21 protein-coding genes and 3 pseudogenes are annotated in these 26,404 nt (G+C 67.4%); 12 read left to right on the top strand and 12 right to left on the bottom strand.

Features of this window, described 5'->3' with window-relative positions:
* Positions 1 to 220 precede the first annotated feature (220 nt).
* Together ABD296_RS09865 and ABD296_RS09860 are read left to right on the top strand one after the other, a co-directional pair.
* Positions 221 to 868 carry an Arm DNA-binding domain-containing protein gene (locus tag ABD296_RS09865; RefSeq protein WP_344263895.1) on the top strand — a complete coding sequence of 216 codons (648 nt, stop codon included), beginning with the start codon at positions 221 to 223 and terminating at the stop codon, positions 866 to 868.
* Between the two features lie 99 nt (positions 869 to 967).
* Complete coding sequence (locus ABD296_RS09860; protein WP_344263893.1) at positions 968 to 1,672, top strand: site-specific integrase; 705 nt, start codon at positions 968 to 970, stop codon at positions 1,670 to 1,672.
* Between the two features lie 302 nt (positions 1,673 to 1,974).
* On the opposite strand, the gene ABD296_RS09855 is transcribed toward ABD296_RS09860, so the two are convergent.
* Positions 1,975 to 5,364: a type ISP restriction/modification enzyme gene (locus tag ABD296_RS09855; protein WP_344263930.1), complete on the bottom strand. Its 3,390-nt coding sequence runs from the start codon at positions 5,362 to 5,364 to the stop codon at positions 1,975 to 1,977.
* A gap of 497 nt (positions 5,365 to 5,861) precedes the next feature.
* On the opposite strand from ABD296_RS09855, the gene ABD296_RS09850 reads away from it, so the two are divergent.
* The gene (locus ABD296_RS09850) at positions 5,862 to 6,323 is read left to right on the top strand and encodes a phage integrase central domain-containing protein (protein WP_344263890.1); all 462 of its coding nucleotides are present in this window, start codon (positions 5,862 to 5,864) and stop codon (positions 6,321 to 6,323) included.
* Complete coding sequence (locus ABD296_RS09845; protein ID WP_344263888.1) at positions 6,251 to 7,030, top strand: site-specific integrase; 780 nt, start codon at positions 6,251 to 6,253, stop codon at positions 7,028 to 7,030. Before ABD296_RS09850 ends, ABD296_RS09845 begins: the two co-directional genes overlap by 73 nt.
* 525 nt (positions 7,031 to 7,555) lie before the next feature.
* On the opposite strand, the gene lspA is transcribed toward ABD296_RS09845, so the two are convergent.
* Positions 7,556 to 8,071: a signal peptidase II gene (gene lspA / locus ABD296_RS09840; RefSeq protein WP_344263886.1), complete on the bottom strand. Its 516-nt coding sequence runs from the start codon at positions 8,069 to 8,071 to the stop codon at positions 7,556 to 7,558.
* Between the two features lie 398 nt (positions 8,072 to 8,469).
* Between lspA and ABD296_RS09835 the strand changes: the two are divergent.
* Positions 8,470 to 8,871, top strand: a pseudogene (locus ABD296_RS09835) (tyrosine-type recombinase/integrase); the annotation flags it as partial.
* Positions 8,872 to 9,094: 223 nt separating this feature from the next.
* Here ABD296_RS09835 and ABD296_RS09830 read toward each other — a convergent pair.
* A complete protein-coding gene (locus ABD296_RS09830) occupies positions 9,095 to 9,355 on the bottom strand; it encodes a hypothetical protein (protein WP_344263884.1) in 261 nt (86 codons plus the stop codon).
* 532 nt (positions 9,356 to 9,887) lie between these two features.
* On the opposite strand from ABD296_RS09830, the gene ABD296_RS09825 reads away from it, so the two are divergent.
* The 4 genes and pseudogenes from ABD296_RS09825 to ABD296_RS50560 form a co-directional block, all read left to right on the top strand.
* A complete protein-coding gene (locus ABD296_RS09825; RefSeq protein WP_344263882.1) occupies positions 9,888 to 10,925 on the top strand; it encodes a hypothetical protein in 1,038 nt (345 codons plus the stop codon).
* The gene (locus tag ABD296_RS09820) at positions 10,925 to 11,647 is read left to right on the top strand and encodes an amino acid kinase family protein (protein ID WP_344263879.1); all 723 of its coding nucleotides are present in this window, start codon (positions 10,925 to 10,927) and stop codon (positions 11,645 to 11,647) included. The genes ABD296_RS09825 and ABD296_RS09820 overlap by 1 nt, the downstream gene beginning before the upstream one ends.
* Before the next feature lie 544 nt (positions 11,648 to 12,191).
* Entirely contained in the window at positions 12,192 to 12,581 is a 390-nt protein-coding gene (locus ABD296_RS09815) for an IS110 family transposase (RefSeq protein WP_344263877.1), read from the top strand.
* A 63-nt stretch (positions 12,582 to 12,644) separates the two neighbouring features.
* A pseudogene (locus tag ABD296_RS50560) lies at positions 12,645 to 12,812 on the top strand (MBL fold metallo-hydrolase); the annotation flags it as partial.
* Here the strand turns inward: ABD296_RS50560 and ABD296_RS09810 are convergent.
* Positions 12,769 to 13,566: pseudogene (locus ABD296_RS09810) on the bottom strand (IS481 family transposase); the annotation flags it as partial. The pseudogenes ABD296_RS50560 and ABD296_RS09810 sit on opposite strands and share 44 nt — an antisense overlap.
* 109 nt (positions 13,567 to 13,675) lie before the next feature.
* A complete protein-coding gene (locus ABD296_RS09805) occupies positions 13,676 to 15,013 on the bottom strand; it encodes a helix-turn-helix domain-containing protein (protein ID WP_344263875.1) in 1,338 nt (445 codons plus the stop codon).
* A gap of 207 nt (positions 15,014 to 15,220) precedes the next feature.
* Here ABD296_RS09805 and ABD296_RS09800 point away from each other — a divergent pair, with 207 nt between their 5' ends.
* Positions 15,221 to 15,394: a hypothetical protein gene (locus tag ABD296_RS09800; RefSeq protein WP_344263873.1), complete on the top strand. Its 174-nt coding sequence runs from the start codon at positions 15,221 to 15,223 to the stop codon at positions 15,392 to 15,394.
* Here the strand turns inward: ABD296_RS09800 and ABD296_RS09795 are convergent.
* Positions 15,372 to 17,219, bottom strand: a complete 1,848-nt coding sequence (locus tag ABD296_RS09795) for an nSTAND1 domain-containing NTPase (RefSeq protein ID WP_344263871.1) — start codon at positions 17,217 to 17,219, stop codon at positions 15,372 to 15,374. The genes ABD296_RS09800 and ABD296_RS09795 overlap by 23 nt on opposite strands.
* A complete protein-coding gene (gene fxsA, locus ABD296_RS09790) occupies positions 17,216 to 17,386 on the bottom strand; it encodes an FxSxx-COOH cyclophane-containing RiPP peptide (protein ID WP_344263869.1) in 171 nt (56 codons plus the stop codon). The genes ABD296_RS09795 and fxsA overlap by 4 nt, the downstream gene beginning before the upstream one ends.
* A 245-nt stretch (positions 17,387 to 17,631) precedes the next feature.
* On the opposite strand from fxsA, the gene fxsT reads away from it, so the two are divergent.
* The gene (gene fxsT / locus ABD296_RS09785; protein ID WP_344263867.1) at positions 17,632 to 20,136 is read left to right on the top strand and encodes an FxSxx-COOH system tetratricopeptide repeat protein; all 2,505 of its coding nucleotides are present in this window, start codon (positions 17,632 to 17,634) and stop codon (positions 20,134 to 20,136) included.
* On the opposite strand, the gene ABD296_RS09780 is transcribed toward fxsT, so the two are convergent.
* The 3 genes from ABD296_RS09780 to ABD296_RS09770 all read right to left on the bottom strand — a co-directional run bounded on the left by ABD296_RS09780 (position 20,133) and on the right by ABD296_RS09770 (position 23,507).
* Positions 20,133 to 21,254: an HEXXH motif domain-containing protein gene (locus ABD296_RS09780; RefSeq protein ID WP_344263865.1), complete on the bottom strand. Its 1,122-nt coding sequence runs from the start codon at positions 21,252 to 21,254 to the stop codon at positions 20,133 to 20,135. The two genes, fxsT and ABD296_RS09780, sit on opposite strands and share 4 nt — an antisense overlap.
* Positions 21,255 to 21,361: 107 nt before the next feature.
* Positions 21,362 to 22,522, bottom strand: coding sequence for an FxsB family cyclophane-forming radical SAM/SPASM peptide maturase (locus ABD296_RS09775; protein WP_344263863.1), 1,161 nt, complete (start codon positions 22,520 to 22,522; stop codon positions 21,362 to 21,364).
* Between the two features lie 451 nt (positions 22,523 to 22,973).
* Complete coding sequence (locus tag ABD296_RS09770) at positions 22,974 to 23,507, bottom strand: VOC family protein (RefSeq protein WP_344263861.1); 534 nt, start codon at positions 23,505 to 23,507, stop codon at positions 22,974 to 22,976.
* Positions 23,508 to 23,667: 160 nt separating this feature from the next.
* Between ABD296_RS09770 and ABD296_RS09765 the strand changes: the two genes are divergently transcribed.
* On the top strand, positions 23,668 to 24,378 hold the full coding sequence (locus ABD296_RS09765; protein WP_344263859.1) for a Crp/Fnr family transcriptional regulator: 711 nt from the start codon (positions 23,668 to 23,670) through the stop codon (positions 24,376 to 24,378).
* Here the strand turns inward: ABD296_RS09765 and ABD296_RS09760 are convergent.
* Positions 24,367 to 25,383, bottom strand: a complete 1,017-nt coding sequence (locus ABD296_RS09760; protein WP_344263857.1) for a hypothetical protein — start codon at positions 25,381 to 25,383, stop codon at positions 24,367 to 24,369. The two genes, ABD296_RS09765 and ABD296_RS09760, sit on opposite strands and share 12 nt — an antisense overlap.
* Positions 25,376 to 26,233, bottom strand: a complete 858-nt coding sequence (locus tag ABD296_RS09755) for a hypothetical protein (RefSeq protein ID WP_344263855.1) — start codon at positions 26,231 to 26,233, stop codon at positions 25,376 to 25,378. The genes ABD296_RS09760 and ABD296_RS09755 overlap by 8 nt, the downstream gene beginning before the upstream one ends.
* Positions 26,234 to 26,404: the final 171 nt, after the last annotated feature.

The following is a 26,404-nucleotide window of genomic DNA, read 5'->3' as shown; positions in this document are numbered from 1 at the left end:
GCCCGAAGATCAGGGCTCGCCGTTCTGGGCAGGCACGCGCAGACCTCCTCGCGCTCGGGGGGAGCAATCACGTGGAGTCGTATCCTGCCTTCAGATGCAAAGGTGCTGGCTCGGCTCGTGACCTGGTATGTAGCCTCAGGTTTCGATGAAGGGGTCGACGTACAAGAGGTGTAAATGCCGTGGTGCGGACGGAAAGGAACTCGCTTCCCGCTGTCCGCAGTTGCGTCACGAGGACGGCGCCTGGAATCCGCGGCACGGTACCTGGTACTTCTACCTGGATCTCGACGCCGACCCGGGCGGCAAGCGCCGTCGGCTCCGCCGGGGCGGGTTCACCACGCAAGAGGACGCTGAGAACGCTCTGGAGGACGCGCGATGCCGCGCATTGCGCGGCTTGGACCCGAGCGTGCGGTACACGGTCGGGCAATACCTGGATCAGTGGCTCGCCGACCACCGCGGCCTGCGCCGGAGTACCCGCAAATCCTATGGGGAGCACATCGAGTACTACCTCAAACCCCACCTGGGCCACATCGAACTGGACCAGCTACGCGTTGCGCATCTGAACGAGATGTTCGCCGCGATCGACGCCGACAACGAGCGCATCCTGTGGGCGGCTGGGGAACGCCGGCGATTGCTTGCTGCGGCTCGGCAGGCATGGCGATCCGGGGACAAGGCCGCGCACAGAGCCGCTCGCGCCGAACTCGCCGGCCTTCCGCCGCACCGTCGGACAGTCGGGGCAGCCACCATGCAGCGCATCTGCGCGACGCTCCGGTCGGCTCTGGCGGATGCGGTACGGCAAGGCCTGACCGCAGTGAACGTGGCGAAGCTGACCAAGCTCCAAACAGGCAAGCGGCCCAAAGCACTGGTGTAGACTACCGAACGCGTCACCGCATGGCAGACCGCCTATGAGCGGGAACTGGCGGAGCGGGAACGAACTGGCGGCCGTACGGTCAACGCGTTCAAGATCTGGATGTCGCTGCCGCGCCCTTCGCGGGTGATGGTGTGGACGCCCGAACAGACCGGGACATTCCTCGACCACGCCGCAGACCACCCGCTATACCCGTTGTTGCACCTCATGGCTTTCAGGGGCCTGCGACGCGGGGAGGCGTGCGGACTGGTGTGGCCGAACCTGGACTTGGCCGGGGCGTCGCTGACCGTCCGGGAGAACTGTGTGAAGATCACCTACCGGGAGATCGAGGACGGTGACCCCAAGTCCGACGCGGGCGACGACACGATCCCGCTCGACTCCGGTACCGTCACCGTGCTCAAAGCCCACCATCGTCGGCAGGACGAGTCCAGGGCCGAGTGGGGCCAGGCGTGGCAGGAGTCCGGAAAGGTGTTCACGCGGGAGGACGGCTCGGCATTGCATCCCGATCACGTGACCGATGCGTTCGCCCGGCTGGCCTACGGTGCCGGGCTGCCGCCCATTCGGCTGCACGATCTTCGCCATGGCGCCGCGACACTGATGCTCGCCGGTGGCGCGGACATGAAACTGGTTCAGGCGATGCTGAGGCACTCCTCGTTCGCCATCACCGCCGACACCTACACCAGCGTCCTCCCAGAGGTCGCCCGCGAAGCCGCAGAAGCCGCTGCGGCACTGGTGCCACGGAAGATCCCGACTCTGGAAGCCCGGCCTTCCGTCCTCCCCGCGTCCTCCCAAGGTGAGGAGGAGTAAGCCCCTCACTGCGTGCACGTGACGTGTATCCGCAAGCTACATAGGCGATGCGTTGAGTGGGTCGCGTGGGACTCGAACCCACAACCTACGGATTAAAAGTCCGAAACTGCCGTATCGGAGCGGCCTGCTCAGTGTCGGCCTGTGTCGATCCGTCCGCATCGAGCCCGATTCTCGTGCCGCACGGTGCCGCCGCGTGCCGATCCGGTTCGGAACCGCCGAGCAGACAACGAGCCGACATGGCCGACAGCAACGACAGCGGGAACGGTAGCGGGCAGAAGCTTTGTGGGGAAGCTAGGCCAAAGTCAGCTTCCGGGAAGGGCAGAGAAGTTGGATGGTGCTGATGACGGTGGCTTTGTGGCGGCGAGCGGAACAGGAAGGACTCCAGCGTCGCTGAGGTCACTGAGGCTGATCAGTGGACCTGCGCAGATTTCGTCCAGGACTCGTACCTGCTTTGGGTGTAGAAGCACACATCCTGTCAAGACGGAGAGAAGTGCCAGGAATTCTAATGTGAAGTCCCGGCTCCAGGTGGTCGGCGTGATGTCGTCGAGCTTCGACGACCTGCGCTTGTTCCGGGGCCTGGCGGTCCGGTCGTTCAACCAACGCCACACCATACGCCGACCAGAAATGGTGTAGTCGATGACTTCCTGCCGCACGGGTGCGAAGGCTCCGCTGCCGACGTAAAGCGTTTGGGTGCCGGGTTCATAGTGGAGGCGTTCGGCAAGCTGCTCGGGGAGTGATCTCACCGGAGCCAGACATTTGATGCCGAAGTGCTCGACGACGGCGCGCTCAGAGCGTCTGAGTGGCATGGTGGGGTCAGTGACGCGGCTGCCGTAGGTGTGTAGCCAGAGGACTTCGTGCCCGATGGTCAATGCGTCCTTCCACAACGCCGGGTCCGGAGTGATCGGAACTCTGACGCCCGGCTGCCGCAACTCTTGCTTGAACCGGCGGGTGTATCCAGGATGTGCTGTCACAGCCGCGATGTAGGCCAGCACATCGGGCGCGGAGATCGAGAGCCCTAGTACACCGCTGAGATGGTTGAGCAACTTGTCGGTCATGTTGGGAATGTTGCCTGTGGAGTCGCGCCAGAGGGGGCGCACTCCGCCGCCACCCCAGCCGCAGAAGTGATCGAGGTCGGGTACCAGTCCGGTAAACGTCAATGCCGGCCCGTCCTCGATCTGGTGGGCGTCCTGTTCGGAGACATAGATTTGATGCTCGGATCGGACCTGCCAGAGCGGGGGGCGGGCCATGACCAGGAGCCGGTTGTCAGGGATAACCCACTGTCGGTCGAATGAGCGGTAGGCCACTTGGATAGGTTCGGGACAGGGACCGAACTCTTCGGTCAGCGGTCGAAGGGCGTGCGGGAAGCCGGGCAGCGGCTTCACTTTGCTGTGCAAAGTTCGGTCCCGGCTTTCCCGAAAGAGTTCGCGGCGCTCTCTGACCGGCGCGGCAAGAAACTCGCGCCACCGGTCTTGTAGCAGGTCAGCCGTGGGGGCGTAGACCCAAGTCCGGCCCGGGGTGATCCCCCTGGAGCGCCAAGGCATGAGATCGCTGAGTGAGGGGGAGGACGTCCATATCGGGTCGCCGGCAGGGAGGAAGGCGGCCTGCCATTCGCGGCTGCAGAGCTGCCAGTATGGACCTGTCGTCCTCAGTTCCTTCAACGCCGAGCGCTTCTCCTCGCTCGTTCCGGTCAACGCGATATACCGGACGTCGGCTGCTTCTCTCTCATCGGAATCGGCGGCAGCGTTAGCGAAGACGAGGATGCTGAGTTGCCGACCTACATCGGGCCCGAAGATGCGCGTGGGCATCGGCGGACGGTTGCCCTCCGGGGTGAGTTCGATGACCCAGCCCACCTTGCACTTGCGTCGCAGATATTCACGTAGACCGCTGAAGGCTCGGCTTCTGGTCACGCTGGACGGGACGATGAAGGCAACTACGCCCGCCGGCATGCGTTGTTCGGCCTCGAACACCTTCCAGGTCGCCCAGCGTAGGAAGTACCAGGGCATGCCGTGCAGGTCGGACTCGTAGCGGCCAAGACCCTCGGCTCGGAACTCGTCGATGGAGGGGCGCGCGGCGACGGACGGGGGCCTTGGTGTGCCCTGTCGTGGTTGTTCGATCCATGGGGCGCGGCCCTTCGCGTTCTCCACGTGGGGCGGATTGCCGATGACCACCATCACCGGAACCTTGAGCTTGATGTCGTTCGCCTCGTCGCGTGCTTCCTCCATCACCCGGTACGGGGCGCCCAGCTTCCGCTGCACTTGGCTCGGGTTGGCCAGCGCGTCGGTGAGAAAGCGTCGCGCCTTGGGGGGCGTCTCCACTTGGAACCGGGTCTTGAAGGAGCCATGAATGCGAAGTTCGGCGACGGCATACGGGGCGACCTGGATCTCGAAACCGATGAGCCTCTTCGAGACCAGATCATGGACGAAATCCTCGCGCGTCCCAGGACCGAGCTCGCCGCCGACGCGGTCGGCCACGGCGCTGATGACCTCGACCAGGAAGGTCCCGGTTCCCATAGCGGGATCCACGATCACGACGTCGTCGTCGGCGAAGCCCCACTCCTTGCCGAGATGTTCTTGCAGTACCTCGTCGACAAATCTGACTATATGGCGGGCGACGTCGATGGGAGTGTAGTAGGAGCCGGTGTCCTTGCGAAGCGCGGGGTCGTAGGTCGCGAGGAAGCGTTCGTAAAGGTAGGCGTAGGCCTCCGCCGGGTTGACGTCCAGATCATCGAGGTCGGCGACGTCGATGACGCGGCGGAGAGTCTCGATCGTGTCCAGTTCGTCGTCCACGCCGCTGGTGAGTACGGCGAACGCCTGCCCCATCAGCAGGTGCCGCTTCCCGAGCTTCTGGGCGATCTCGTAATAGCTTTCGCCTAGGAGGTCGATGCCGTCGACACGGGCCAGGAGCAGCGCGAACGTGATTGTCTGCGCGAACGCGTCAGCGAACCGCTCGTTGTCGAGACCAGGGAAGAGAAGGTCCCGCCAATCGTCGGCGAGCAATGCCAGCCGCATCTGCGACCGCTTCTTCAGCGGGCCGGTGATCGCAGCGTAAACCTCGTCCTTCAAGAGGCCGCACAAGCCTCCGAGAATTCCCACCAGGGAGGTCAACGTTCGAGGGGACTCCGGCTCCCAGAGCAGGAACCGTCGAAGGACGCCCACCAGGGCGGCGACGTCAGGCGCCGAGGGGCGGCGCAGGTCGGAAATCGTGTTGGCGAGCCTGATGATCGGCGAAATCCGCTCGCCGTACGAGTACTGCGCCCACGTTACGCCGTCGGTATAGATCACGTTCGGGAGCGAGCAGAGCTTACTCCACTGTTCCTGGTCACCTCTCCCTGGGCGCCACTCCGCCGCCCCGGGGACACCCTTGCCAGGCTTCTTCAACTCGACATAGCCGACCCGTACTTGCCCGATGTTCACGGCGTAGTCCGGCCGCGCACGGAGTGAGCCGAGCCTCACCTCGCCATAGGGAACGGCCTCCACGCCGATGAATGTGCCGAGCTTCCGCAGGAGTATCTCTAGGGGACCTCGTAGCTGGTCCTCGTCGGCTCCGCCCAACCCCCGTTTCTGGGACACCGTCCGGCCGAATTCTGCCACGATCGCTTGTGCGGCCTTGGTCTCGGGCTTGGGGGACTGTGCCACGCCCACCTCCAGAAAAGAGCGGCACCTCCTCACCGTGAGCGCTTTTTCGGACTTCATCAAGTCGCTGAGCGGTCACACCTGCATTGTTGGCCACATCCGGCTCAGCCCGTACTCGGTACAACTCAGCCCGGTGGCTCAACATCCCTAACTGTGACCGCCAAGTGAGCCGTCCCGGTCTCTGTGACGAGGTTCAAGGCTGTCTGCAGGAGTGGATGTGGCGGGTGGCGTTGGTGACGTCTGGCTTGATCGAGGTGGTGTTGTCTCGCCCGGGGTGTTCCGGTGGAGCGCACGATGGTCGGATGGGACGTCTTCGAGGTGCTGGTGGCGTGTACCGCCGGTGTGGGTGTGAAGAACCGGCTTCGGGCCGGGCGGTGGGTGGCAGATGCCCCCGGCTGGCGACCGAGCGGAGCCACGGGAGTTGGTATCTGCGGCTGGAACTGGGTAGCGGTCCGGGCGGGATCCGTCGGCGGGTCCGGCGGGGCGGGTCTCCCACCCGGAAGGCGGCTAAGGAGGAGCTGCGTCGGTTGCGTGGGCCGACGGGCAGCCCGTTGACGGTGGCAGAGTGGCTGGGGCGGTGGTTGGCGAACCATCCGGGTGCGGCGTCGACGGTGGCCGGTTACACCGATCACGTGGAGCGTTATCTGGAGCCGTTGCTGGGTGATCTGCTGGTGGCGGAGGTGTCGGTCGGGCATGTGGAGCGGATGCTGGCCACGATCGCGCACGACCACGAACAGAAGGGACGGCCGGTTACGGCGGCGACGCTGCACCGGATTCGGGCGACCTTGCGTGCGGCGTTGAATGCCGCGCTGCGGGCGGGGCTGATCGATGAGAACCCGGCGTCGCTGGTGGTGCTTCCATCGGCGCAGCGGCCGCGTGCGGTGGTGTGGACTGCGGGTCGGGTCGAGCAGTGGCGGCGGACGGGGGAGCGCCCGAGCGTGGCGGTGTGGACGGTCGCGCAGACCGTCAGTTCCTCAACGGCATCCGAAGCCATCGGCTGTACGCCGTCTACCACTTGATCGCGCTGCGCGGGCTGCGGCGCGGCGAGGCGGCCGGATTGCGGTGGTGTGACGTCGACCTGGACGTAGGAACCGCGGTGATCTGCCGACAGGTGCAGCGCAGGAACGGCCAGCTGACCGCGTGCGCGCCCAAGACGCCGCACAGCAACCGGGTGATCGCGCTGGACCGCACCACTGTGACAGCGTTGCGGGTGCACCGGAGTCGGCAGCGGGCCGAGCAGGATGTGTTCGGTGAGGGGTACCGCGACAGCGGTTATGTGTTCACCAATCTCAATGGTGAGCCGGTGTCGCCGGGGTGGTTGACGCATCAGTTCCAGCGGTTGATCGCTGAGCAGGACGTGCCGCCGATCCGGTTGCACGATCTGCGGCACGGCGCCGCGACACTGGCCCTGGCCGCGGGGGTGGAGTTGAAGGTGGTGCAGGAGATGCTGGGGCATTCCAGCATCGTGCTGACCGCCGACACCTACACCAGCGTCCTACCTCAGGTCGCCCACACCGCAGCCGAGAAGACCGCCGCCCTGCTCATGCACGCCGCCGGCATCGTGCCCGGCACCAACCGCCGCCGCGGCAAAGGCCCGACCCGCCGCAAGCGGGGCGCCCCGCGCAACGGACAGGCGCGGCTGCCCCGAAAGCGCACCAGCAGGACGAACGTGCATACGCGTGGGAGCCCCCGGACTCGACCGGCTGCGAAGCCTCCCGCGTCGTAGCGGCTCGTACGCGACCCAGAGCCTCGGCTCCCGACATGAGAACGGCGATAGGGAAAGGACAACCACATACCGTTTCCGCACCTGACGACCGGACGGTGCGCGATCCAACCTGCCCGAACGACGGCCTGGGGGTGAAGATCGCTTTGCAGGGCTTCTGCGCCTGCACCCCCGTCCCCAGGAGGGCCTCATCCCGGCCCCAGGCGTGATCAACAATGTGTGGTGTAGAGCACGTTCGCCCTGGTCAGGGGTGGTGGGTCGCGTGGGACTCGAACCCACAACCTACGGATTAAAAGCCGAAACTGCCGTATCGGTGCGGCCTGCTCGGTGTCGGCCGGTGTCGATCCGTCCGCATCGAGTCCGATTCGCGTGCCGCACGGTGCCGCCGCGTGCCGATCCGGTTCGGAACCGCCGAGCCGACAACGAGCCGACATGAACCGTTGGCGGTCTCGTGGCTTGCTCATCGACGGCCCTGTCTGACCAGCTTGGATGGAGTTTTCGGCAAGCGCAGCGTCCGCTATGCGGTGATCAACCTGTGAGGGTCTCCTCCTCGGTGCGCGTCGTCTGATCCGACATCACGATGCCGCGCCAACTCAGGAGCACAGCGAGGATTGCCCCGGCTGTGATGCAACTGTCCGCGGCGTTGAAGGTGGCGAAGTAGCGTATGTCGATGAAGTCGACCACCGCGCCGCGGCCGCCGCCGGGAGCGCGGAGCAGGCGGTCGACGAGGTTGCCGACGGCACCTGCGAGGATCAGGCCAAGCGCCACGGCCCAGGCGCTCGAACGCAGGGTTGAGGCCTGGCGGGCGATGACGACGGCGACGCTGACTGCGATCGCGGAGAACAACAAGGTGGCCATCGGGGCGAAGGAGAAGGCCGCGCCTGAGTTGCGGTAGACGTCGAGGGTCAGGCCGTCGCCGAGAATGTGCCTCGGAGCCTTTCCCTCCAGGTCCGCCACCGCCAGCGCCTTCGTGATCTGATCCGCTGCGATGCCGACCAGCGTGACCAGCGCGAGCAGGCCCTGGACAGAGACCTTCGGACGCATCCGGCCATTGTACGGACGGTGTCGACTCCTCATGGCTTCAAAACGTTACACCTGCCAGGTCTGTCTCAAACGGTTGCTGGTCGCAGGGATCATCTCCGGGCGGCACCCCCTCACCCGCCCCGCTCAACCACTACGCCCACCTACGAGCATGCCTCACCGACCGCGTCCGGCACCTTGTCGCAGAGATCGGCGAAACGCGCCAGTGACAGATAGCCCGCCTGCCTATGTGACGACTATCGTGCTTCGGCTCAGCCGACACTGAGGGCTTACCGGGCACCACATCAAGCGCTGCAGATTCAGCGACAAGCACCAGCGCGCGTCACACGCCGCCCTCGTCCAGCAAGACCCGGCCCGTCGCCACCGCTGACCGGGGTCTACTCGCGAGCCGCCTCCAGGTCGAGGACGTCCCGGTGACCGCCCGGACCGGCGGCGCGCGGCTGCACGGCAAGGGCGACCAAGTGCGCGCCGTGCCCCTCCCCGCCCCGGCGCGCACGGCGCTGCTGGACTGGCTCGCCGAACGCGGCCGCGAAGACGGGCCGTTGTGGACCGGACAGCGCGGCACCCTCACCATCTCCGGCATCACCCAGGTCGTGCTCGCCGTCGGCCGGGTCGCCGGAATCGCGGGACTGCGCCCGCATACCCTCCGGCACACCTACGCCACCCGGCTGCGCCGCGGCAGCGCCGATCCCGCCCAGGTGCAGTACCTGCTCGGACACGCCTCGGTGGCCACCACCGGCCGCTACTTCCGCGCCGGCATAGCCGAGGTCGCCGACATGGTCGAGCATGTCTTCGGCGACTGACCTGGCCCCAGCGCATGCGTCCGGCCCTCAGCTTCCACCCGGCCGGTCCGCGCTGCGCAGAACCCGGAGGCCGGACGACCGTGGGTCACCACTGTGTAATCGGCTTTGGCGGGGGCTGTCCAGCTGCGGTATGACCATGATCAAGTACAAAGGTAGATTTCGGTATATATGACTGACCGAAACCGGTAATAGCGTTTCGGACGTGCATGGCGAGCGTTTTCGGTCATGCGAAGACGAGTCGGAACCGCTCTGGTTCACTGTTCGGCGCTTGCATGCGAAACACCGTGCCGGCGGCCATCTCGTCGCTGAGAAACTTGAGGACCGCTATGGCTCTGCGGACCGCTTCACCTTCGGATACACCGTGCTCCTGCGCGATAGCTTCCGCAGCCGCCAGCGCCTCTCCTGTGAGGGAGATGCTTAGCCTGGCGCGATGAACGGATGGGTGGACATCGGCAGGCTCTCGGCCCGTCAGCGGTTCACTCATGTCCAAAACGTACGGCACCAATGCGGGCAGGACAAGAGCTTCTGCGGCAACTTGCGGCAACCGTAGCATCTCATGCGGTAGGACTACCGCATATGTCGCCGCAATGCATGTCATAGCTACATGAACCTGCCATTGCACGGTCTGCGGGCACGGGGAACCATGGCACAAAGCCCCGGCGATGGAGACTGGTGATCCGAGATGGCGGGTATCGTGCCCGAACCGTCCGAGAATGTAGCCCCCGAGCAAGCCAGCGCTTCGCGGTCGCCGGTCTTCCTCCTCCACGACCTCCCGGCGGTCGTAGTTCAGCGTTCGCCAGACGTTGAGGCCAGCCGTCGGTGGATAATCGGGATGGTCTGCCTCGTTGGATCGCAGCTGACGACGGTCCTTGTGATTCTTGGAGGGATAGTAGGCCGGTTCGACGGCGAGTTGGTCACAGGCATGGTCACTGCCTTGGCGGGGGCCCCGGCAGCAGTGGTCTACTCCTACTTCCGTCGCCGCAGTACCCCCTCGGCACAAGAAGAAAAGAGATCACATGCCTGAGCCTCTACTCGACCCCATCTTGGCTCACCTTAGCTACGAAACAATCGAGATGCTGCGGTCATTTCGCCACGAACGCTCCTTCAAGGAGCTTGCAACGAACTTCGGGCGTGACGAGCGTACAGTGTCTCGTCAATTGCTAGAACTTGATCGGGCGTTTTTTCAATCACAGAAAGTTCATATTATTGAAAGGGAGGCAGGTCGCAAGACCTACCGACTGACTAAGGCGGGTGAAGTCTTCGTAGCCCGTCTGCAGGTAGTCGCCAAAGAGACTCGATCGGCTATTGATGCAGCAACTGCCGCAACTCGGCGAATCCCCGTGCTCTGTACCTCCAACTGCATGAAGTACTTGCGAGCTCTCAGTGACGCACTGCCGGGGACCATTAACTCATTGCCAAGTTTTCACGTCGTTCCCGCCCCTCGCCGGACAGCCGAAGTGGACTTAATGTTCCAGGAGGGGGAACCCGATTACGACATTAAAGTCAGGCTTTTGTCTATTCTAATGTCATCCGAACAAGATCCCGCCATAGGTGTAGTGACCCATTGGAGGGAGCATGTTCAAATTCTGCCGCTTCGCCTCGATCCGATCAATCTGTTGTGCTTGGAGGATCTCGGCCTCCGGGAGCCTGTCAACGTACGAGATCTCATTGAAGCTGGGGTCACTTTTCTGACCCCTCCAGGAGGCGTAGTGTGGGAGTTTCTCAATCGCAGCTTCCCGGGTTGGTGGAAATTGCGCCCCTTCCAGCACATCCCGGTACCTGACCTGGATTGCGGTCTTAAGTGTCTATCTAATCGCTTGGTCCCTCGCGCGGCGATGGTAGTGCACGGATTCGATCCGTTGAAGAATCCTCAGTACGGGCTTGACAGGGCGCGTCTGTACAGGTTTTCCATCAGGGATTCTCATCAATTCATGGCAGTCACAGGCGTCTTCAACCTCCTTCACGATAGTGACTCCGCAGATCACAGGGATCCATACAAGATAATCTGGGAAGCAGCGATGACACTGTGGGCGAAAGAGGAGCAAGCGCTGTGATGTTCGTTGAGCCTCGATACCGGCGTATCGTGCTTAAGGTGAGCGGTGAATCGCTTGGCGGTTCACATTCTCCCGTGGATATTGACCGGATGACTGAAGTCGCTCAGTCCATCAGGACCGTCTGCAAAATGGGCGTCACTACCACGGTCATCGTGGGCGGAGGGAACATCTTTCGTGGTGGAAGTGCCAAAGCATGGGAGTTGGACCGCCTCCAAGCGGATGAGGCTGGCATGGCTGCCACAGGCGTCAACGCTATCCTCCTGCAAGGCATACTGGAGTCCATGGCCGTGCGAACCGAAATCTTTTCTCGCGGCCCATGTAACGGTATAGGTATACCCTATAGTGGAGAGGAATTGCGGGCCGCACTTTCCGATGGCCAAGTGGGAATCCTTGCCGGCGGCATGGGAATCTCCGGATTCTCCACAGATGTTCCAGCAGTGCATGCAGCAATCGACACCATGGCCGAAGTTGTCATTATGTCAAAGCATGGGACTGATGGTGTCTACAATGACGATCCTCGTGTCGTCAAGAATGCACGATTCCTTCCATCTTTGAGCGCTTCGCAAGCGCTGGCACGTAAGCTACGTGTAATGGATTCCACGGCCCTGAGTCTCGCGCGCGACCACAGTAAATACATACACGTTGTACCTGCCGCGGATCCCAACAGCGTTCAATACGCTGTGGAAGGCAAAGAAGTTGGTTCCGTAATCACTCCACAGTGACCCCGTCCCGACGTGCTGTGCAAGTTCACTTGGCACCGGAGCAAACACAGCGAAGTCGGGAAGGCTGTCAGGTCTGCGGCCGCATAGGCTCCGGCACATCCAAGGCACCCGGCTACGCTACGGCGGCGCCGACCCCGCGCAGGTGCACAGCACGGAGGCACAGCGAGCGAAGGAACGAAAATCTACGACGGGATTTGTCGGGCACCGGGGGACGGGACAGGGCGGATAACCGGCGACAGCATGAGGGAGAACGGCGTCCGCACAGCTCGGCGCACGGCCGCGTGACGGGCGGCGGCGGTCGCGTCAAGACGTTATGTCCTACGTTCGTCGGTGGGCAGGGGCGAGTCGTTCGTAGGGTTGGCCCCGCCCGAGGGGCGCCAGGTATGGCTGACGTTATGTTGCCCGCGGTGGCTGGCTTGACTTGGCCGCCTGGCACCTCACGACGACCCGGCCGCTGATTTGGGAAGTGCGCTGATCGCTGTGTAGGACGACGTCGGCGTGGTCGTCTGCGGGACTCCATGCAACGACGACGTTCGGGAGCACGATGAGCCGGATCTGGGCCGGAGTCGACATCGGCAAGACCCACCACCACTGTGTCGCCCTGGACGCCGACGGTGGCAAGCTGCTGTCGCGCCGGGTGGCCAACGACGAGGCCGAGCTACGCCAGTTGCTCGCCGACGTGCTCGCCCTCAACGATGACCCCACGTGGGCCGTCGATGTTCCCGACTCGACCGCCGCGTTGCTGATCGCTGTGCTGTTCAGCCATGACCAGAACGTGGTCTACCTGACCGGCAGCGCCGTCAACCGGGCATCGGCGGGCTATCGGGGGCAAGGCAAGACCGACGCGCGCGACGCCCTGGTCATCGCCGACCAGGCCCGCATGCGCCGTGACCTGAGCCCCCTACGCCCAGGGGACGAAACACCGCCGAGTTGAAGCCTCACCGACCCGTGGTTCACCCAGACCCCGACCTACCACCAAGGCGAGCCGGTCGCCGCAACGGTCCAGACCCTGGGCCGCATCGACGCCGTCGTGGTCAGCCACGAACACTACGACCACTGCGACCTCGACGCCCTGACCGCCGCCAGCTTCGACCTCGACGTGCCGCTCATCGGACCCGAAGGCGTTCGGCCTTTCCGTTGGTCCATGGGCAGCGTGGGCGGGTGAATTTCTGGCGGGCGTCCAGGTCGGTGCATGCCTGTCGGAAGGCGTGGCTGGTCCGGTAGTTGCGGGCGTTGTCGGTCAGCACCCGTTGGATGCGGGTGATGCCGTGGGCGGCGAAGAACGCCGCCGCGCGGGTCAGAAACGCCGCGCAGGTGGTGCCCTTCTCGTCGGGCAGGACTTCGGCGTAGGCCAGGCGGGTGTGGTCGTCGATGGCGGTGTGGACGAAGTCGTAGCCGATGCAGCGGCCGCGGACGGCTTCGCTGCGGCCGTGTATCCGCCAGCCGCCGCCGTCGGGGATGCGGCCGAGTTTCTTGACGTCCAAGTGGATCATCGCGCCCGGCTCGGGGTGTTCGTAGCGGCGGTCGCTGGTGCGGGTCGCGGATCTGGGTGCCGGTGACCGGGTCGCAGGCGGCCAGGACCGGGACGCCGTGGCGGCGCAGGATGCGGGTGACGGTTCGGGCCGGCACCCCGGTCGCGGCGGCGATGTGGTCGGGCCCGGCGCGCAGTTCGCGGCGGGCGTCCAGCACCTTCTGCTCGGTGCGGGCCGGGGCGAGTGACGGGCTGGAGCGGGAACCGCTGCGGCGTTCGGCCAGCCCGTCCCAGCCGTGGCGGCGGTAGCGTTCCACCACCGGTGCGCGCGCTGCCGCGAGACGCCCAGCTCGGCCGCCACATGCGCGACCGGGCGGCCATCGACCACGACACGGCGAACCAGCAGACATCTGCCATGCAACGTCAGACGGGCGTTAGCGTGGCTCACACAGACCTCCGGGTGTTGGTGAAGCGTGCAAACTCCGCTACGTCCGGAGGTCTTCTTGCTGATCAAACACCCCCCGGTCAGGTGTCACCAAGATCATGGCCAAGTACACCTAGTGCGCGAGGTAGAGGGCGAGACGAGCGTGGTCTTCCGCTGTGAGGTTGTCGCGTAGGAGAGCCGCCACCAAGGGATGGAGACGGATCGCGCGGGTGGAGGGGTCCGTCGTGGCCAGGCCGTACGGCACCGCCTCGCTCATCACGTGGCTCGGAAGCCGGGCGCCGGACGGGCCATCGCCGGGACAGTCGTCGAGGTCCTGGAGCGCATGGCAGCGCAGCAGATCCAGCGCCTCCTGCCGGTCGTTGCCGAGCCGGTCCGCTGCCAGGTTGATCGCCGCGCTCATCGAGGTCGGGTAGTCCGGCGGCCTGCTGCCTCCGAGGGTGCGTTGCGGGTGTTCGGCGAGCCCCTGGAGGTACTCGTCCACGTCCACGCCGTCGCGCAGGCGCAGGACCGCCTGCTCCAGGGCCAGGGGGAGATCGCCGAGCGCCCGGCAGAGCCGGTCGACGTCGGGCGCCGTGATCGTGGAAGGGAGCCTCGCCCTGAGGAGGGCGATGCTCTCCTCGGGTTCGAGCACCGGTATCTCGATGTCGGCGAAGTGATCGCGCCAGCGCGAGTCGCGCGAGGTGATGAGCACGCTGACCCCGGTGCGGGGGATCATGTCGGCGATCTCGTCCGGCCGGTCGGCGTCGTCGAAGACGAGGAGCCCGCGGAGCGCGGGACAGGCCGAGCGCAGTTCCGCATCGACCGCCCGGACGGCCTCGTCGACGCCGTCGGAGGCCACGCGCAGGTGCTGCCGCCCGAGGCTCGCCAGGCCCGCGCGGGCCAGGTCCCGCCGATCGGCCTGGATCCACCAGATCAGCGGGAAGTCATCGCGATAGCGGTGGGCGAATTCGATGGCGAGTTGGGTCTTGCCCGCACCGATGGCGCCGAGGAGGACCTGGGGTCCGTCGCACAGGGCCGACCGAAGATGCGCGAGGATCCGCTCCCGGCCGATGAAGGCGGCGTTGCGTTCGGGCAGGCCGTCCTGGCCTCCGGCGGAGAGGACCTGCGCTTCGTTCGAGGGTTCTGGCGGGTCCGGCGGCTCGTTCGAGGGTTCCGGTGGGTCCGGTGGTTCGTTTGAGGGTTCCGGTGGGTCCGGCGGCTCGGGGGCCCGGGACGGGTCGGCGGCGTTCCAACGGTCGAGGAGGATGCGGTGCCACCGGGCGCGCCCCTCGTGGTCGGTGGCGATACAGGCGTCGAGGAAGGACTCGACGAACTCCCAGTCCGGCCGCTCCGCGCCACTGAGTTTTTCCGAAATGGTGCTCTTGGAGTGGTGCGTCAGTTCCCCCAAGGCGCGGTAGGACAGTCCGTACTGATCTAGGAGTCCGCGTAGATCCTGGACCAGTGCGTGCACGCGGACGTCGTTGCCCCGGAGCGCTTTCCGTCTCGGTCCTCGCTTCGCCACGCTCGTCTCACCCGCCCGGACATTTCGAGTTGTCCGGCGTTTGTCCGGGGAAGGGCCGTCCTGACCTCGGGACGGGCGATCGCCTTCTTTCGGACAAAAGCCGCGAATCTATAACGACTCTAGAGAGTTCGACGTCCCGAGAAGGAGTCACGTGCCATGTCCTGCCCACATCTTTCCGCCCCCCGCGGACGCCTCGCCTTCATCATCGTTCTCATGGCGCTCGCGGGGCTCTCGCTCGTACTGTTCGCCTTCTTCCCCAGGCTGGGCCAGGCGGTCGCGTCGTTCAGCGGCTGCTACGCCGCGACGGTCACTCTCCTCCGCCTCCGCTGAGGGACGGTCCGAACATGCCCATGTCCCGCTGGTGCGGCAGCATCGCCGGCCCGGTCGCGTCGTGCGCCCGTTCCGCGAAGCCCACCGCCGCCTGGATCTCGCCCAGGATCCGGTGGGCGCGGGCCAGGCGGAACAGCGCCGGGCCGTCGGCGCCGCTCACCAGCGGGCCGAGCCCGTCCAGTTCCGCGCGAGCGTCGGCGGAACGGCCCAGCCGGGCCAGGGCCAGCGCCCGCGCCGCGCGCACGGGCGGCAGCGCCCGCCCGGGCAGGCGGTTCAGCGTGCGGAGCGCCTCTTCCGCGTCGCCGACGTCCGCGAGGATCTCCCCGCGTATCCGGTGCACCTCGGGAACAGCCACCTGCTGCGGCGGCACCGCCTCGAGGACGGTCAGGGCGACCGGCCACTGGCCCTTGCCCAGCAGGGCGCGGGCGAGGCCGATGAAGACCTCCGACTCGCCGGGCAGCCGGTTCAGCGCCGCGCGGAACACCTCGACCGCTCCGGTGGTGTCGCCCTGCGCGAGCCTGGCCCGTCCCTCCGCGGCTAGGCCGAGGCCGATCGCGCGGAAGTCGCGCGCCAGACCGTAGAGGTTCTGCGACCCCTGGTAGCGATGGACGGCCTCCTGCCAGTCGCCTTCGGCGCTGAAGACGTCGCCCAGCAGGAATTGGGCCTCGGCCCGAATACGGGTCTTGTCCGGCCCTTTCGCCTGCTTCGCCGCCACTTCGGCGTTCCTGCGCGCCACCCGCGGTTCTCCGTCGGCGAGGGCGGCTCTCGCGGCGCGCAGGCGCTCGGCGGGTTCGCCGTCGTCGACCCCGGGGTCGCCCTCTCCCAGCCGCCGCAGCGCGTCGGCGAGCCGGCGGTGCTGGAGTTCGTAGTGGGGCACGTCCTCGTGGAGGACGACTTTGAGCAGCTGGCGGTTCTCGATCGTCCGCATGACCGAGCCGTCGAACCGCACGGACGGCGAGGCGCAGGGGATCGCGACGGTGCGGTCGTCGGGGGCCAGGAACGAGTCGCGCAGCCAGGAGCCGATTTCGCAGGTGGGCAGGCCGTGCGCGGCGGTGATCTCGTCGAGGACCTCGACGCAGTGGACGGAGAGGGCCAGTTCGACGTCCGGCAGCAGTTCCGCTCTGATCGTCCTCTCGCCCTTCGGCAGCGCGTCCCAGAGCAGCTTGCAGACGACCTGGAGGAGCAGCGGGGCCACCGTCTGCTCGCCCGCCGCCAGATCGTCGACAAGCCGGCCCGCGACGCCGGGTTCGAAGTCCACGCCGAACAGGGACGGCGGCTTCGTGACAGCGTCCAGCGCGGAGGCGCGGGACAGCGGCCCCAGTGAGAACAGTTCGGGTTCGACCCCCAGCGCCCGGCCGAGTTCCACCGCCTCGGCGAGCCGGTCGGTGCGCACCGAGACGACGAGATGGACGTCCGTGAGCGGGGCCAGGGCCGTCGCGAGCCCGGCGGCGAATCCGCGCTCGTGCAGCCCGTCCTCCCGGTAGACGCGCGGCGGACGGTCGAGCGCGAGCAGTACGCCGGGGCCGGCTCTGGACGGTTCGCGGGGCGGGAGCGCGGAGGAGGCCTCCTGAGCCCGGAGCGCCAGCTGCTCCGGGGTCTCGCCCTGGCGCAGCGTGACGATGCCGTTCCGGTCGGCGGCCAGGCGCGGGAACAGGCCGGCGTGGAGCAAGGACGTCTTGCCGACGCCCGAGGCGCCGTGCAGCACCGTGACCCGGCAGGTCTTCCACAGGTCGGCCAGGTCGTGGACCTCCCGCCACCTGCCGAAGAACGTTCCGTGGTCGCCCTCCTCGAAGGGCCGCGGCCCGACGAAGGGCCCGGGTGTCACACCACCGCGTCGAACCTCGCGTACGGGCATCGGTCACTGCCGAGGACGTCGAGGATCCGGCGCACTTCCGCGGCTAGCACGGGAGAGTCCATTTGCTCCAGGTCGGCCAGCGACAGCTCGGAAATGTCGATCAAATCGCCGTCGAGATCGGCTGACGGTCCCTCCACCAGGTCCCCTTCCCACGTGCATGTCTGCTCCCATTATTCACCAGGCCGCCGGTCCCGGATCCGCGGGGTCGCCGCCGTCCGGCGCGCCTTCGCTGGATTGCTGATTTATCATACGATTGTTCCCATAGCCACATTTTGCATTTCGGACACCCCTATTTCAGAATTTTGTGGCGCCGAATTCTTTCATGCGAGCGTGCCGTTCGTTTCGACGGACGCAGGCCGAATGGCAATGGAGGTGGCCTTATATGACCGGCTCGGTCGACAAGACTTCGCAGATCTGGGGAAGGGTCCCTCCGCGCAACAAGAACTTCACAGGTCGGGACGAGGTCCTCAACGACATCAGGGAAAAGGTCAACCAGAGCGCCACTGCGGTCATGCCCCACGCGCTGCACGGCTGGGGCGGCGTCGGCAAGACCCAGGTGGCGGTGGAGTTCGCCCACCGCTACCGGTCGGAGTACGAGCTCGTCTGGTGGATCCCCGCCGACCAGCATCTGCTCGTCCCGTCGGCGCTGGCCGGTCTCGCGCCCCTGCTGGGGCTGCCGGAGGCCACCGTCACCGGGATCGAGGAGGCGGCCGGTTCGGTCGTCGATGCGCTGTGCCGCGGCGTGCCGTACCGGCGCTGGCTGCTCATCTTCGACAACGCCGACCGTCCTGAGGAGCTCAACGAGCTGATCCCGCGCGGCCCGGGCCATGTGCTGATCACCTCGCGCAACCACCGGTGGGACACCGTGGTCGACACGATCGCGATCGACGTGTTCGGCCGCGAGGAGAGCGTTCAGTTCCTCAGGAGGCGGCTCTGCGGGGCCCTGGACGAGCACGATGCCGACCGGCTCGCCGAAGCGGTCGGAGACCTGCCGCTGGCCTTGGAGCAGGCGGCGGCCCAGGCCGAGAACGGGCTGTCCGTCGAGGAGTTCCTCCGGCTGCTCAGGGAGCGCACCGCGCAGCTGCTCAGCGAGGGCAAGCCGACCGAGTACCCGCTGTCGCTGACGGCCACGTGGTCGATCGCGGTCCAGCGGCTTGGTGAAGCATCACCCGCGGCGGTCGAACTGCTCCGGCACTGCGCGCTGCTGGGAGCCGAACCGATCCCCCGGGACCTGTTCATCCGCACTCATTCCGGCCTCGAATCGGCCGTGGGCGGACTCCTCGGCGACCCCATCCAGCTGAGCCGCGCCATCGGCGAGCTCGCCCGGTACGCGCTGGCCAGGCTGGATCCCGCCCGGCGGACGATCGAGATGCACCGGCTGGTCCAGGCACTCATCCGCGACGCGATGCCCGAGGCGGAACGGGAGCGGGGGCGGCACACCGTGCACCTGCTAATGGCCAGTTCCGTATCGCAGAAACCCGACCTGAAGTCCACCTGGCAGCGTTACGCGGAGCTCGTGCCCCATGTCGAACCCTCACAGATGGCGGAGAGCGAGCATCCCGAGGTGCGTCGTCTCGGGGTGGACATCGTCCGCTATCTCTACGTCTCCGGCGATCCCAAGTCGGCGCGGGTGTTCGTCGAGCTCTTCCTCGAGGCGTGGCGGACCACGGCGGCGCCGGACGACCCCCTGGTGCCGGTCGCCCGGCGGCTGCGGGGCATCATCCTGCGGGGCCTCGGTGACTACGAACTCGCACGCGCCTACAACCGGGAGACGCTGGACATGCTGGCGGCGCTCCCGGACCCGGACCAGGACGAGGTTCTGCAGCTCACCAACAGCATCGGCGCGGACCTGCGCGCCCACGGCGACTTCCAGGCGGCCTTGGAGCAGGATGAAGACCTACTGGGCCGGCACCTGGATCGCTACGGCGAAAGAGACCAGCGCACCCTGCGGGTCATGAACAACCTGGCCCTCGACTACGGATTGACCGGAGACTTCTCGGCGTCCCGGAAGCTGCTGATCGAGGTGTACCGGCTGAAGACGGCGGCGGAGTCGGAGGTGTGGCCGGCGAGCCGGCTGATGTCGTGGAACGGGCTGGCACGGGCGAGCAGGCTGTGCGGCCACTACGTCGAGGCCGTCGACCTCGGCCGGGACGCCGCCGCCTGGGGCACGGACGAGTTGGGGCCGGATCATCCCGCCGTCCTGCTGAACGCCAAGGATCTCGCGATCGCGCTCCGGCAGGTCGGGGAGACCGAGGAGGCGCGCGAACTCGCCGCGCGGGTGAACGCGCAGTACCTGGCGCTGTTCGGCCCCGGCCACCCGGACACGCTGTGCGCCAGGATGGCGCTGGCCAACATCCTGCGCACGCTCGGCCGGGCCGAGCAAGCGTACGAACTCTGCTCGGACGCCTACCAGCACTACGCGAAGACCTACGTGGAAGATCATCCGTTCATCCAGGGATCCGCCGCCAACGTCGCGCTGCTGCGCCGCGTCATGGGCGATGCAGAGGGCGCCCGCGCGATGAACGCCACAGCACTGGAGCGGCTGGAGGCGCGGCTGGGCCGGGATCATCTCTACGCGCTCGCGGTCCTGCTGAACCTCGCAAGCGACCATGCGGCGCTGGGCCGGTTCGCGTCCGCCATAGAGCTCGAAAGGGATGCGCTCGCCCGGCTCGAACGGATCCTCGGCGCGCTGCACCCGATGACTCTTGCGTGCGCCGCCAACCTGTCCGTCGATCTGGAGCACGGCGACCCTCCGGACGAGGGTTCCGCGCTCTTCCAGCAGACCATGCGGCAGTACGAGGAGACCCTCGGAACCGCCCATCCGGACGCGGTCGTCGCGCAGAAGCGCCGACACCTCGACTTCGACTTCGATCCTCCGCCGATCTAGCGGGACGTCCCGAACCGCTCCCTCCATCTGCGGAGGTGTCGCTCACCGGCGGCCGCGGCGGCCCTTCCGGCGGCATCGGGGACGGGCTGGGCATCGAGCCCGTCCAGAGCGTCCAGCATCTCGTCGACGAACCGCACTCCGGCCGGAGTCAGCCGTCCGCTTCCGGCGATTATCCGCGCGGCTCGCGTCGCGCCGGCGCGCCATCGCGCGAACTCGAGGTGGGCACGGTCGCGCGAGTCGCCCTGCTCGACAAGGCGCTGCCGCGACCAGAAGGCGGCGATGCCCAGGTGGGCGTAGGCGCCCTGGAGCAGTCCGCTGAGGGGACGCGGATCCTCGCGCCAGGGGGCGTAGTAGCGCTCCTCCCCGTCCGGCATGGTGAGCGGCAGGAGATCGAGAAGCGCGGTCAACTTCGTGTGCTGCATCTCGTGGACGAGCGTCACGGCGAAGGAAAGCGCGTCCGGTGGGAGGGACGTCCCGACCGCGCCCAGCGAATCGTAGAAAGTCGCGCTCGTTTGCTCGCCCCCGGAGGCGGGCCGCATCGGAACAAGGACCCGGAGCATCGCCGCGCTCTCCACTGCCGCCGCCGGATGTGCGGAGACCAGCAGAATCCATGCCTCGCGCAGGAGTTTCTCCCAGATGGCCAATTCGGCGAGGGGAATCCTGGCGCGCAGTGACGGGACGTCCGGGGAGCGGTAAGGATCGATGTCGTCGAGAGCGAGTTCCAGTCGAAGCCTCTTCTGCTCGGCTTGCAGCGTGCGGATGGGATGCCATCCCGGTTCTTTCTCGTGCTCCCTCGCTCCGCACTCAAAGCGGACCGAATCCGCGCCCGGTGCGTACAGCAGCCCCAGAGAGGGGAGGAATGCGGTTCCGTTGCTCACCGGCACGTTGACCGTGCACGCGATGCCCGCGCGGATCGCCGCGGCGGCGGTCAAGGCACCGAGCATCGCGGTGCCGCCGCGCTCGCCTTCTCGGTTGCCGAGCAGCGCGTCCTGAGTGCGGACTCCGACCGAGGGATATGTCAGCACCGTGTCCACCGCGCGCGGAGCCGAGGCCTGGAGCCGGGTGAGCAGCGCGTAGGAGTCCTCGTCGAGGTGCCGCAGGCTGTGGAGCAGCAGCATCCGCTTGCTTCTTTGTCCGGCGAGGAGTGCTTTGATCGCCTCTCTCCCGCCACCGCCCCGGGCGAGTTCGAGGAATGCGCTCTCCGGGATACGATGCCTGCGCGAAATCACCGGATGGCCTTGGGGAGGCGGCTCAGGTCTTTCTGGAGAACGCCGTCGATGTGGCGAATGAGGCGTTCCAGGTCCCGGCAGTAGACGCTCGGGTTGGCGAAACCGTTCCCCTTGCCGAAGCGGTGCGCGTAAAGCCCGCCCCCGCAGATGCGCACGATGGGGCAGGCGCGGCATTCAGTGGACAGCGACGCGATTCCTGCCTGCCTCGCCCGGATTCCGGGATGTTCGAGCGCCGCGTCGAAACTGTCCTTCTCGACGTGCAATGCCGTTCCCGCCGCACCGGCGAACGCCGATTTGAGGCTGTCGACCTGCTCGACGCTCCCGTCGGTCTCCACGACCGCCAGCGCGACGGGCGACAGCCCCACCGCCTCGGTGCCCGAGCGGCCGCCGAGCAGGAGCCCGATGATCTCGCTGAACAGCCGAACCCGGGTCTCGACGGCCGGGGCGGAATACCAGCGCTCGAAAACGGCGATGAGCCAGTCGGCGTACGGGGTGTCCGGCCCTCGCCCGCGCCCTGGCGGCCGATCGTCCCAGTTGCCGTGCGGGAGGAGGAAGTCGACGACGGGTGGAGCGTGGACGATGAGCGCCTCATAGGTCGCCACCGGGTCGTTCCTCAGGTCGATCGTGCAGAGCAGACCGCTGAACAGGCGCCGGAAACGGCGATCGCGGAGCCGCCACAGCCCCGCCGTCACCTCGGCGTGGCTTCCCCGGCCGTTCGCGCGGACCCGGTGGCGATTGTGCTCCTGCGGCCCTCCGTCGAGGCTGACGCCGATCCGCACGTCGAGCTCGCCGAGCAGGGAGAGCATGGCGTCGTCGAGCAGGACCCCGTTCGTCTGCACTCGCGCGGTCACCGTGACGCCGTCGCCCACGGCACCGCGCACCCCGAGGACGGCCCGCCGGATGAGCCCGGCTCCGGCGAGCAGCGGCTCACCGCCGTGCAGGACCAGTTCGAGTTCCCGCAGCGCGTGCCGGCGGGCGTGCTCGGCGATCCGCTCGGCGACCCGGTCGACGGTCCGCTCGCTCATCCGCCGGGGCTGCGCCCTCCACCCCTGGTCGGACAATTCGTACATATAGCAATATTCGCACGAAAGGTTGCATCTACTGTGCAATTTTAGGACGAACTGCCGAAAAGGGACCGCATCCTCGGCCACACCCATCACTTCCCGCTCATCTAAGATTCGCCATCGTACGGCCGGACGGAGCCCGTCGAGTCGATCGTTACGCTCCGCGATTCCAGTTGATATCGCTGGGAAGTCACTCTGTTACCGACGATCTTCCTTCTGTCTGACGGATTGGGGGACTTGTGCGCCTGGCGTTTCGGAGGGCCGAGGGCGTCGGGCTCGGCGTCACCGCCACGACTATCAGTTCGGTGCGGCGGGTCACGCGGAGTCTTCAAAAGTGTGCCCAGTTGGATGTGGAGGTCCGTTCGACAGCTCCAGTTGCTCAATCGTGGATCGAACCCCATTCGCTTGATTGGCCGATCGATAGGTCACGGTCCCTGCCGAAAGCCTCGTCCGGGCAGGTAAAGCGGCATGTTCGTACTCGTTTCCGATGCTGGTTGTCGAGGGTCTCGAACTCGCGGAGGGCGTGGAGCAGATGCCGCTGGTTCTAGATCAACGTGCGGTCCAGGAGCTCGCGGCGGCAGGTTTGCACCCACCGCTCCAGACGTCCTTGAGGGGTGTTCTCCCGCGCGCCGTGCACCCGGATCAGATCGTGGCTGTCGGTGGCGTGCGCCGGCCGTCGGTGCCCCTGCTCATCCGTTCCCTCCTGTAGCGCAGGCGCCCGGCGGAGCGCCCGTCGCTTGTCCTGGAGCAGATGTTCCCGTCGGGATCGGTCACGGTCGCCACCAAGGGCCCCGCCCCCGACATCTTGCGCGGCCTCCTTCGCGGTCGCCCCCGCCGCCGCCGTCACCTCGGCCAGCTTCGCCTCGATGTCCGGCACGTGCCAGTACGCGACCGGCGACTCCATCCGCTGTGGTCCCCCGTCCGGCACCGGCCCGATGTGCTGCCCCGCCACATCGAAGCCGACATAGTAGGACGAGTCCGCCTGCGACGGCAGGCCCAGCAGCGCCGTGTACACCGCCTCCAGATCGGAGACCGGGTGCAGCACCGTCTTGATCCCCTGCGTCGAACCATCGCTCATGACCGCTCCTCGTCTCTCTCGACGTCCACACAGGTCACGCTAGTTCCCGGACCGTCAACCTCACTTCTCGATTACTGACCGAGCCCGCACCCGGCGCGTTGGCCCGCGGCGGCCGGTGGGCGATACTCGGAAGCCCGCCACGCAAGCGCCGGAGAACACGATGTCGCCGAACCTCGCGACCTGGCTGCCGGGCACCCTCATGGACCGGCTCCCCCCGGACGTCCGGGCGGAGATGCTGGCGGCGGGACGGCCCCGCCCGGTGGCGGCCGGCACCGTGCTCGTCCGCCAGGCCGAACCGCGCACCGAGGTGTACCTGCTGGAGTCGGCCACGCCCCGGACGACCGCGTGCGTCAAGGTGGTGTGCGCCGCCGAGAACGGCACCGAGATCCTGCTCGGCTTCCGGTTCGCCGGGGACGTGGTGGGCGAGGGCGCCGGGCTGCGGCAGGGCACCCGGTCGGCCACCGTCACCGCCTGCACCGCGATGACCGTGAGGGTCTTCCCGTGGACGACGTTCAACCGGCTGCTGCTGCGGTACCCGGACGCCTGGGCGTCGCTGGCCAGGATGGTCACCGACCGGCTCGACTGGGCCAACGACCGGCGGCTCGACTTCGTCGCCGCGGACGTCCCGACCCGGCTCGCGCGCGTGCTGGACGAGCTGGTGCGGCGGCACGGCCAGTGGCGCGACGGCGTCTGGGAGGTCGGCATCCGGCTCTCGCAGGCGGAGCTGGGCATGCTGATCGGGGCGCGCGAGGACGCCGTCGGCAAGGCGCTGCGGCTGCTGCGCCGCGCCGGGGCCGTCCGCACCCGCTACCGGGGCATCACGATCCTGGACATCGAGGCGCTGCGGCGGCACGCGGCGTCAGCGTGCTGACGCGCCCCGCAGCGCCTCGACCAGCTCGCGGGCCTCGGCGACCCGGTGCCCGCGCTCGGGGAACTCCTTGCGCCGGTACTCCAGCGCAAGCTCGGCGTTGTCGAGCGCGTCCGCCGGGAAGCGCGCGGCCTGCGTCCGGGCCAGCACGAGCAGGGCGTGGCTGGGGTCGAACCCCTCGACGCGGTGCAGCCACTGATCGCTGACGAACGTCGCCTCCCGCTCGGCGTCCTGGTGCTTGCCCAGGGCGTCGAGCACCTCGGCGCGCCGCAGCCGTGCCCGCATGAGCGCGTCGTGCCGGTACCGGCTTCGGCGGAGGTGGTCGACCTGCGCGTCGGTCGTCTCGAGCGCCGCGTCCAGCTCCGCCTCCTTTCCGTGGTGCAGGGCGAGCGACACCTGCGCGGCGCAGGCGACGGACCGTGCGTGCCAGGTGAACGGATGGTCGGGCGCGAACGCGGCGGCGCGCCGCTCGGTCTCCGCGGCGGCCAGGTCCCACGCCTTCCGCAGGTCCTCCTCGGGTCTGGGGTCGGCCACCAGCGGGTCAAGGCGCCCGAACCGGCCGCGGTCGACGAGCGCGACGCTCAGATCGGTGCTGGCGCGGCCGGCCATGTCCTCGTCAGCGCCGTCCTCGTTCGCGCCGTCCGCGGCCAGCAGCTCCAGCCGGCGCGTGCGCCGCCGGACGACCTCGTCCAGCGCGCCGAACTCGCCGTAGATCCGCAGCAGCCGGACGTACTGGGACTCGATCTCGGCGAACGTGCGGTCGGTCTCCGGCAGGGCGCGCGCGGCGGCTTCGCGCAGCGCCGTCCACGCCTCCAGCGACGCGCGCGGCGTCCGGCCCCGGCTCGCGGCGATCTCCTGGTGGCAGCGGATGTCGAGCAGCAGCGGGTCGCCGGGGCCGAGCGCCTTGGCCGCGTCCGCCAGCAGGTCGGCGTACAGGGCGCCGGGGGCCTCGGCGGCGATCAGCGAGCGCAGCCGGACGCGCAGCCGCGCCCGGGTGGTCTCAGGCATCGCCCTCCCCGTCGTGCTCGGCCGCGTAAGCGGCGAGTTCGTCGACCGCGTCGCGCATGAGGGCGACGATCCGCAGCCGGATCCGCGGGGGCATGCCGGGCGCGCTGTCCTGGATCTCCATGATCGCGTTGGACAGCCGGGCCTGCAGTTCCCGGTGGTCGGGCATCCGCGGCCCCTCCAGCCGCGCCTCGGCGCCGTCGATGACGTAGCCGTTCACCTCGCCGAGCCGCACCGCATCCCGCACGACCTGGCGCAGGACGCCGCGGGCCTGTTCCACGGTCGGCTCCCAGTTCCGGATGACCAGTAGGTCCTCGACGGCGCACACCGGCGGGCCGTCGTCCAGCGCGGACGCGAGGGCGGGCTCGGACACGGCCCATTCGGCCACGACGCCGAGCAGCGTCCGCGTCATGACGGTGCCGCCGACGTCGCCGGTCCGGCCGAGGCGGCGCAGGCTCTCCAGCCAGCCGGGGCGGCCGCGCCAGTACGTCCACGCCTTCGCCTCGTTCACCAGCCCGTGGACGGGCACCGGCCACGGCCCTTTCGAGGGTGCGAAGGCGCGCGCGATGGCGGCGCCGCGTTCTCCCGCTTTGGCGTACCAGTCAATCAGAGGATTCTTCGCGTTATTGCCCGCCACCTGATAGTAGGTCGATTTCACCGGTGCGCACGCGAGTGCCTCGAAGATCTCGTTGTGGCTCAGCGGGCGCCCGGGATGATCTGTCAGCGCGCGCCGGGTGGCCTCGTAGTACGCGACCTTGGTGTCCCAGTGGTTCCTCGCCTCCCCGGAGCGGCGCGCGAACCCCTCGAACCAGGCGCCAGCGGTGGTCGTCTCGAGATCCTGCGGTGTCGCCATGTCCCCCAGCCTCATCGCTCCTCAGGGCACCAGTATTGCCCGCATGACACATTTCAAGCGACATTTTGAAGCTTTGCCGTGTTTCTGCGGAGCGGAAACGGGCGAGGCGGCGAACTTCTGTCCGCAAACGCGCGATGTGGTCATCCCTAAACCGGCATCGGCGCCGACGCC

This window comes from Actinomadura napierensis, from assembly GCF_039529375.1.
In the GTDB taxonomy this organism is placed as follows: Bacteria; Actinomycetota; Actinomycetes; order Streptosporangiales; family Streptosporangiaceae; genus Spirillospora; species Spirillospora napierensis.
The sequence above is the reverse complement of the archived record's forward strand: the minus strand, read 5'-3'. Positions and strand labels throughout refer to the sequence as shown.

What these genes read in the sequence shown, in the direction of transcription:
- ABD296_RS09860 (WP_344263893.1), top strand. Translation starts at nt 968, where the DNA reads ATGTCGCTGCCGCGCCCTTCGCGGGTGATGGTGTGGACGCCCGAACAG.
- ABD296_RS09855 (WP_344263930.1), bottom strand. Translation starts at nt 5,364, where the DNA reads ATGAAGTCCGAAAAAGCGCTCACGGTGAGGAGGTGCCGCTCTTTTCTG.
- lspA (WP_344263886.1), bottom strand. Translation starts at nt 8,071, where the DNA reads ATGCGTCCGAAGGTCTCTGTCCAGGGCCTGCTCGCGCTGGTCACGCTG.
- ABD296_RS09830 (WP_344263884.1), bottom strand. Translation starts at nt 9,355, where the DNA reads ATGAGTGAACCGCTGACGGGCCGAGAGCCTGCCGATGTCCACCCATCC.
- ABD296_RS09825 (WP_344263882.1), top strand. Translation starts at nt 9,888, where the DNA reads ATGCCTGAGCCTCTACTCGACCCCATCTTGGCTCACCTTAGCTACGAA.
- ABD296_RS09820 (WP_344263879.1), top strand. Translation starts at nt 10,925, where the DNA reads ATGTTCGTTGAGCCTCGATACCGGCGTATCGTGCTTAAGGTGAGCGGT.
- ABD296_RS09815 (WP_344263877.1), top strand. Translation starts at nt 12,192, where the DNA reads ATGAGCCGGATCTGGGCCGGAGTCGACATCGGCAAGACCCACCACCAC.
- ABD296_RS09800 (WP_344263873.1), top strand. Translation starts at nt 15,221, where the DNA reads ATGTCCTGCCCACATCTTTCCGCCCCCCGCGGACGCCTCGCCTTCATC.
- fxsT (WP_344263867.1), top strand. Translation starts at nt 17,632, where the DNA reads ATGACCGGCTCGGTCGACAAGACTTCGCAGATCTGGGGAAGGGTCCCT.
- ABD296_RS09780 (WP_344263865.1), bottom strand. Translation starts at nt 21,254, where the DNA reads ATGCTGCTGCTCCACAGCCTGCGGCACCTCGACGAGGACTCCTACGCG.
- ABD296_RS09775 (WP_344263863.1), bottom strand. Translation starts at nt 22,522, where the DNA reads ATGGGTGTGGCCGAGGATGCGGTCCCTTTTCGGCAGTTCGTCCTAAAA.
- ABD296_RS09770 (WP_344263861.1), bottom strand. Translation starts at nt 23,507, where the DNA reads ATGAGCGATGGTTCGACGCAGGGGATCAAGACGGTGCTGCACCCGGTC.
- ABD296_RS09765 (WP_344263859.1), top strand. Translation starts at nt 23,668, where the DNA reads ATGTCGCCGAACCTCGCGACCTGGCTGCCGGGCACCCTCATGGACCGG.
- ABD296_RS09760 (WP_344263857.1), bottom strand. Translation starts at nt 25,383, where the DNA reads ATGCCTGAGACCACCCGGGCGCGGCTGCGCGTCCGGCTGCGCTCGCTG.
- ABD296_RS09755 (WP_344263855.1), bottom strand. Translation starts at nt 26,233, where the DNA reads ATGGCGACACCGCAGGATCTCGAGACGACCACCGCTGGCGCCTGGTTC.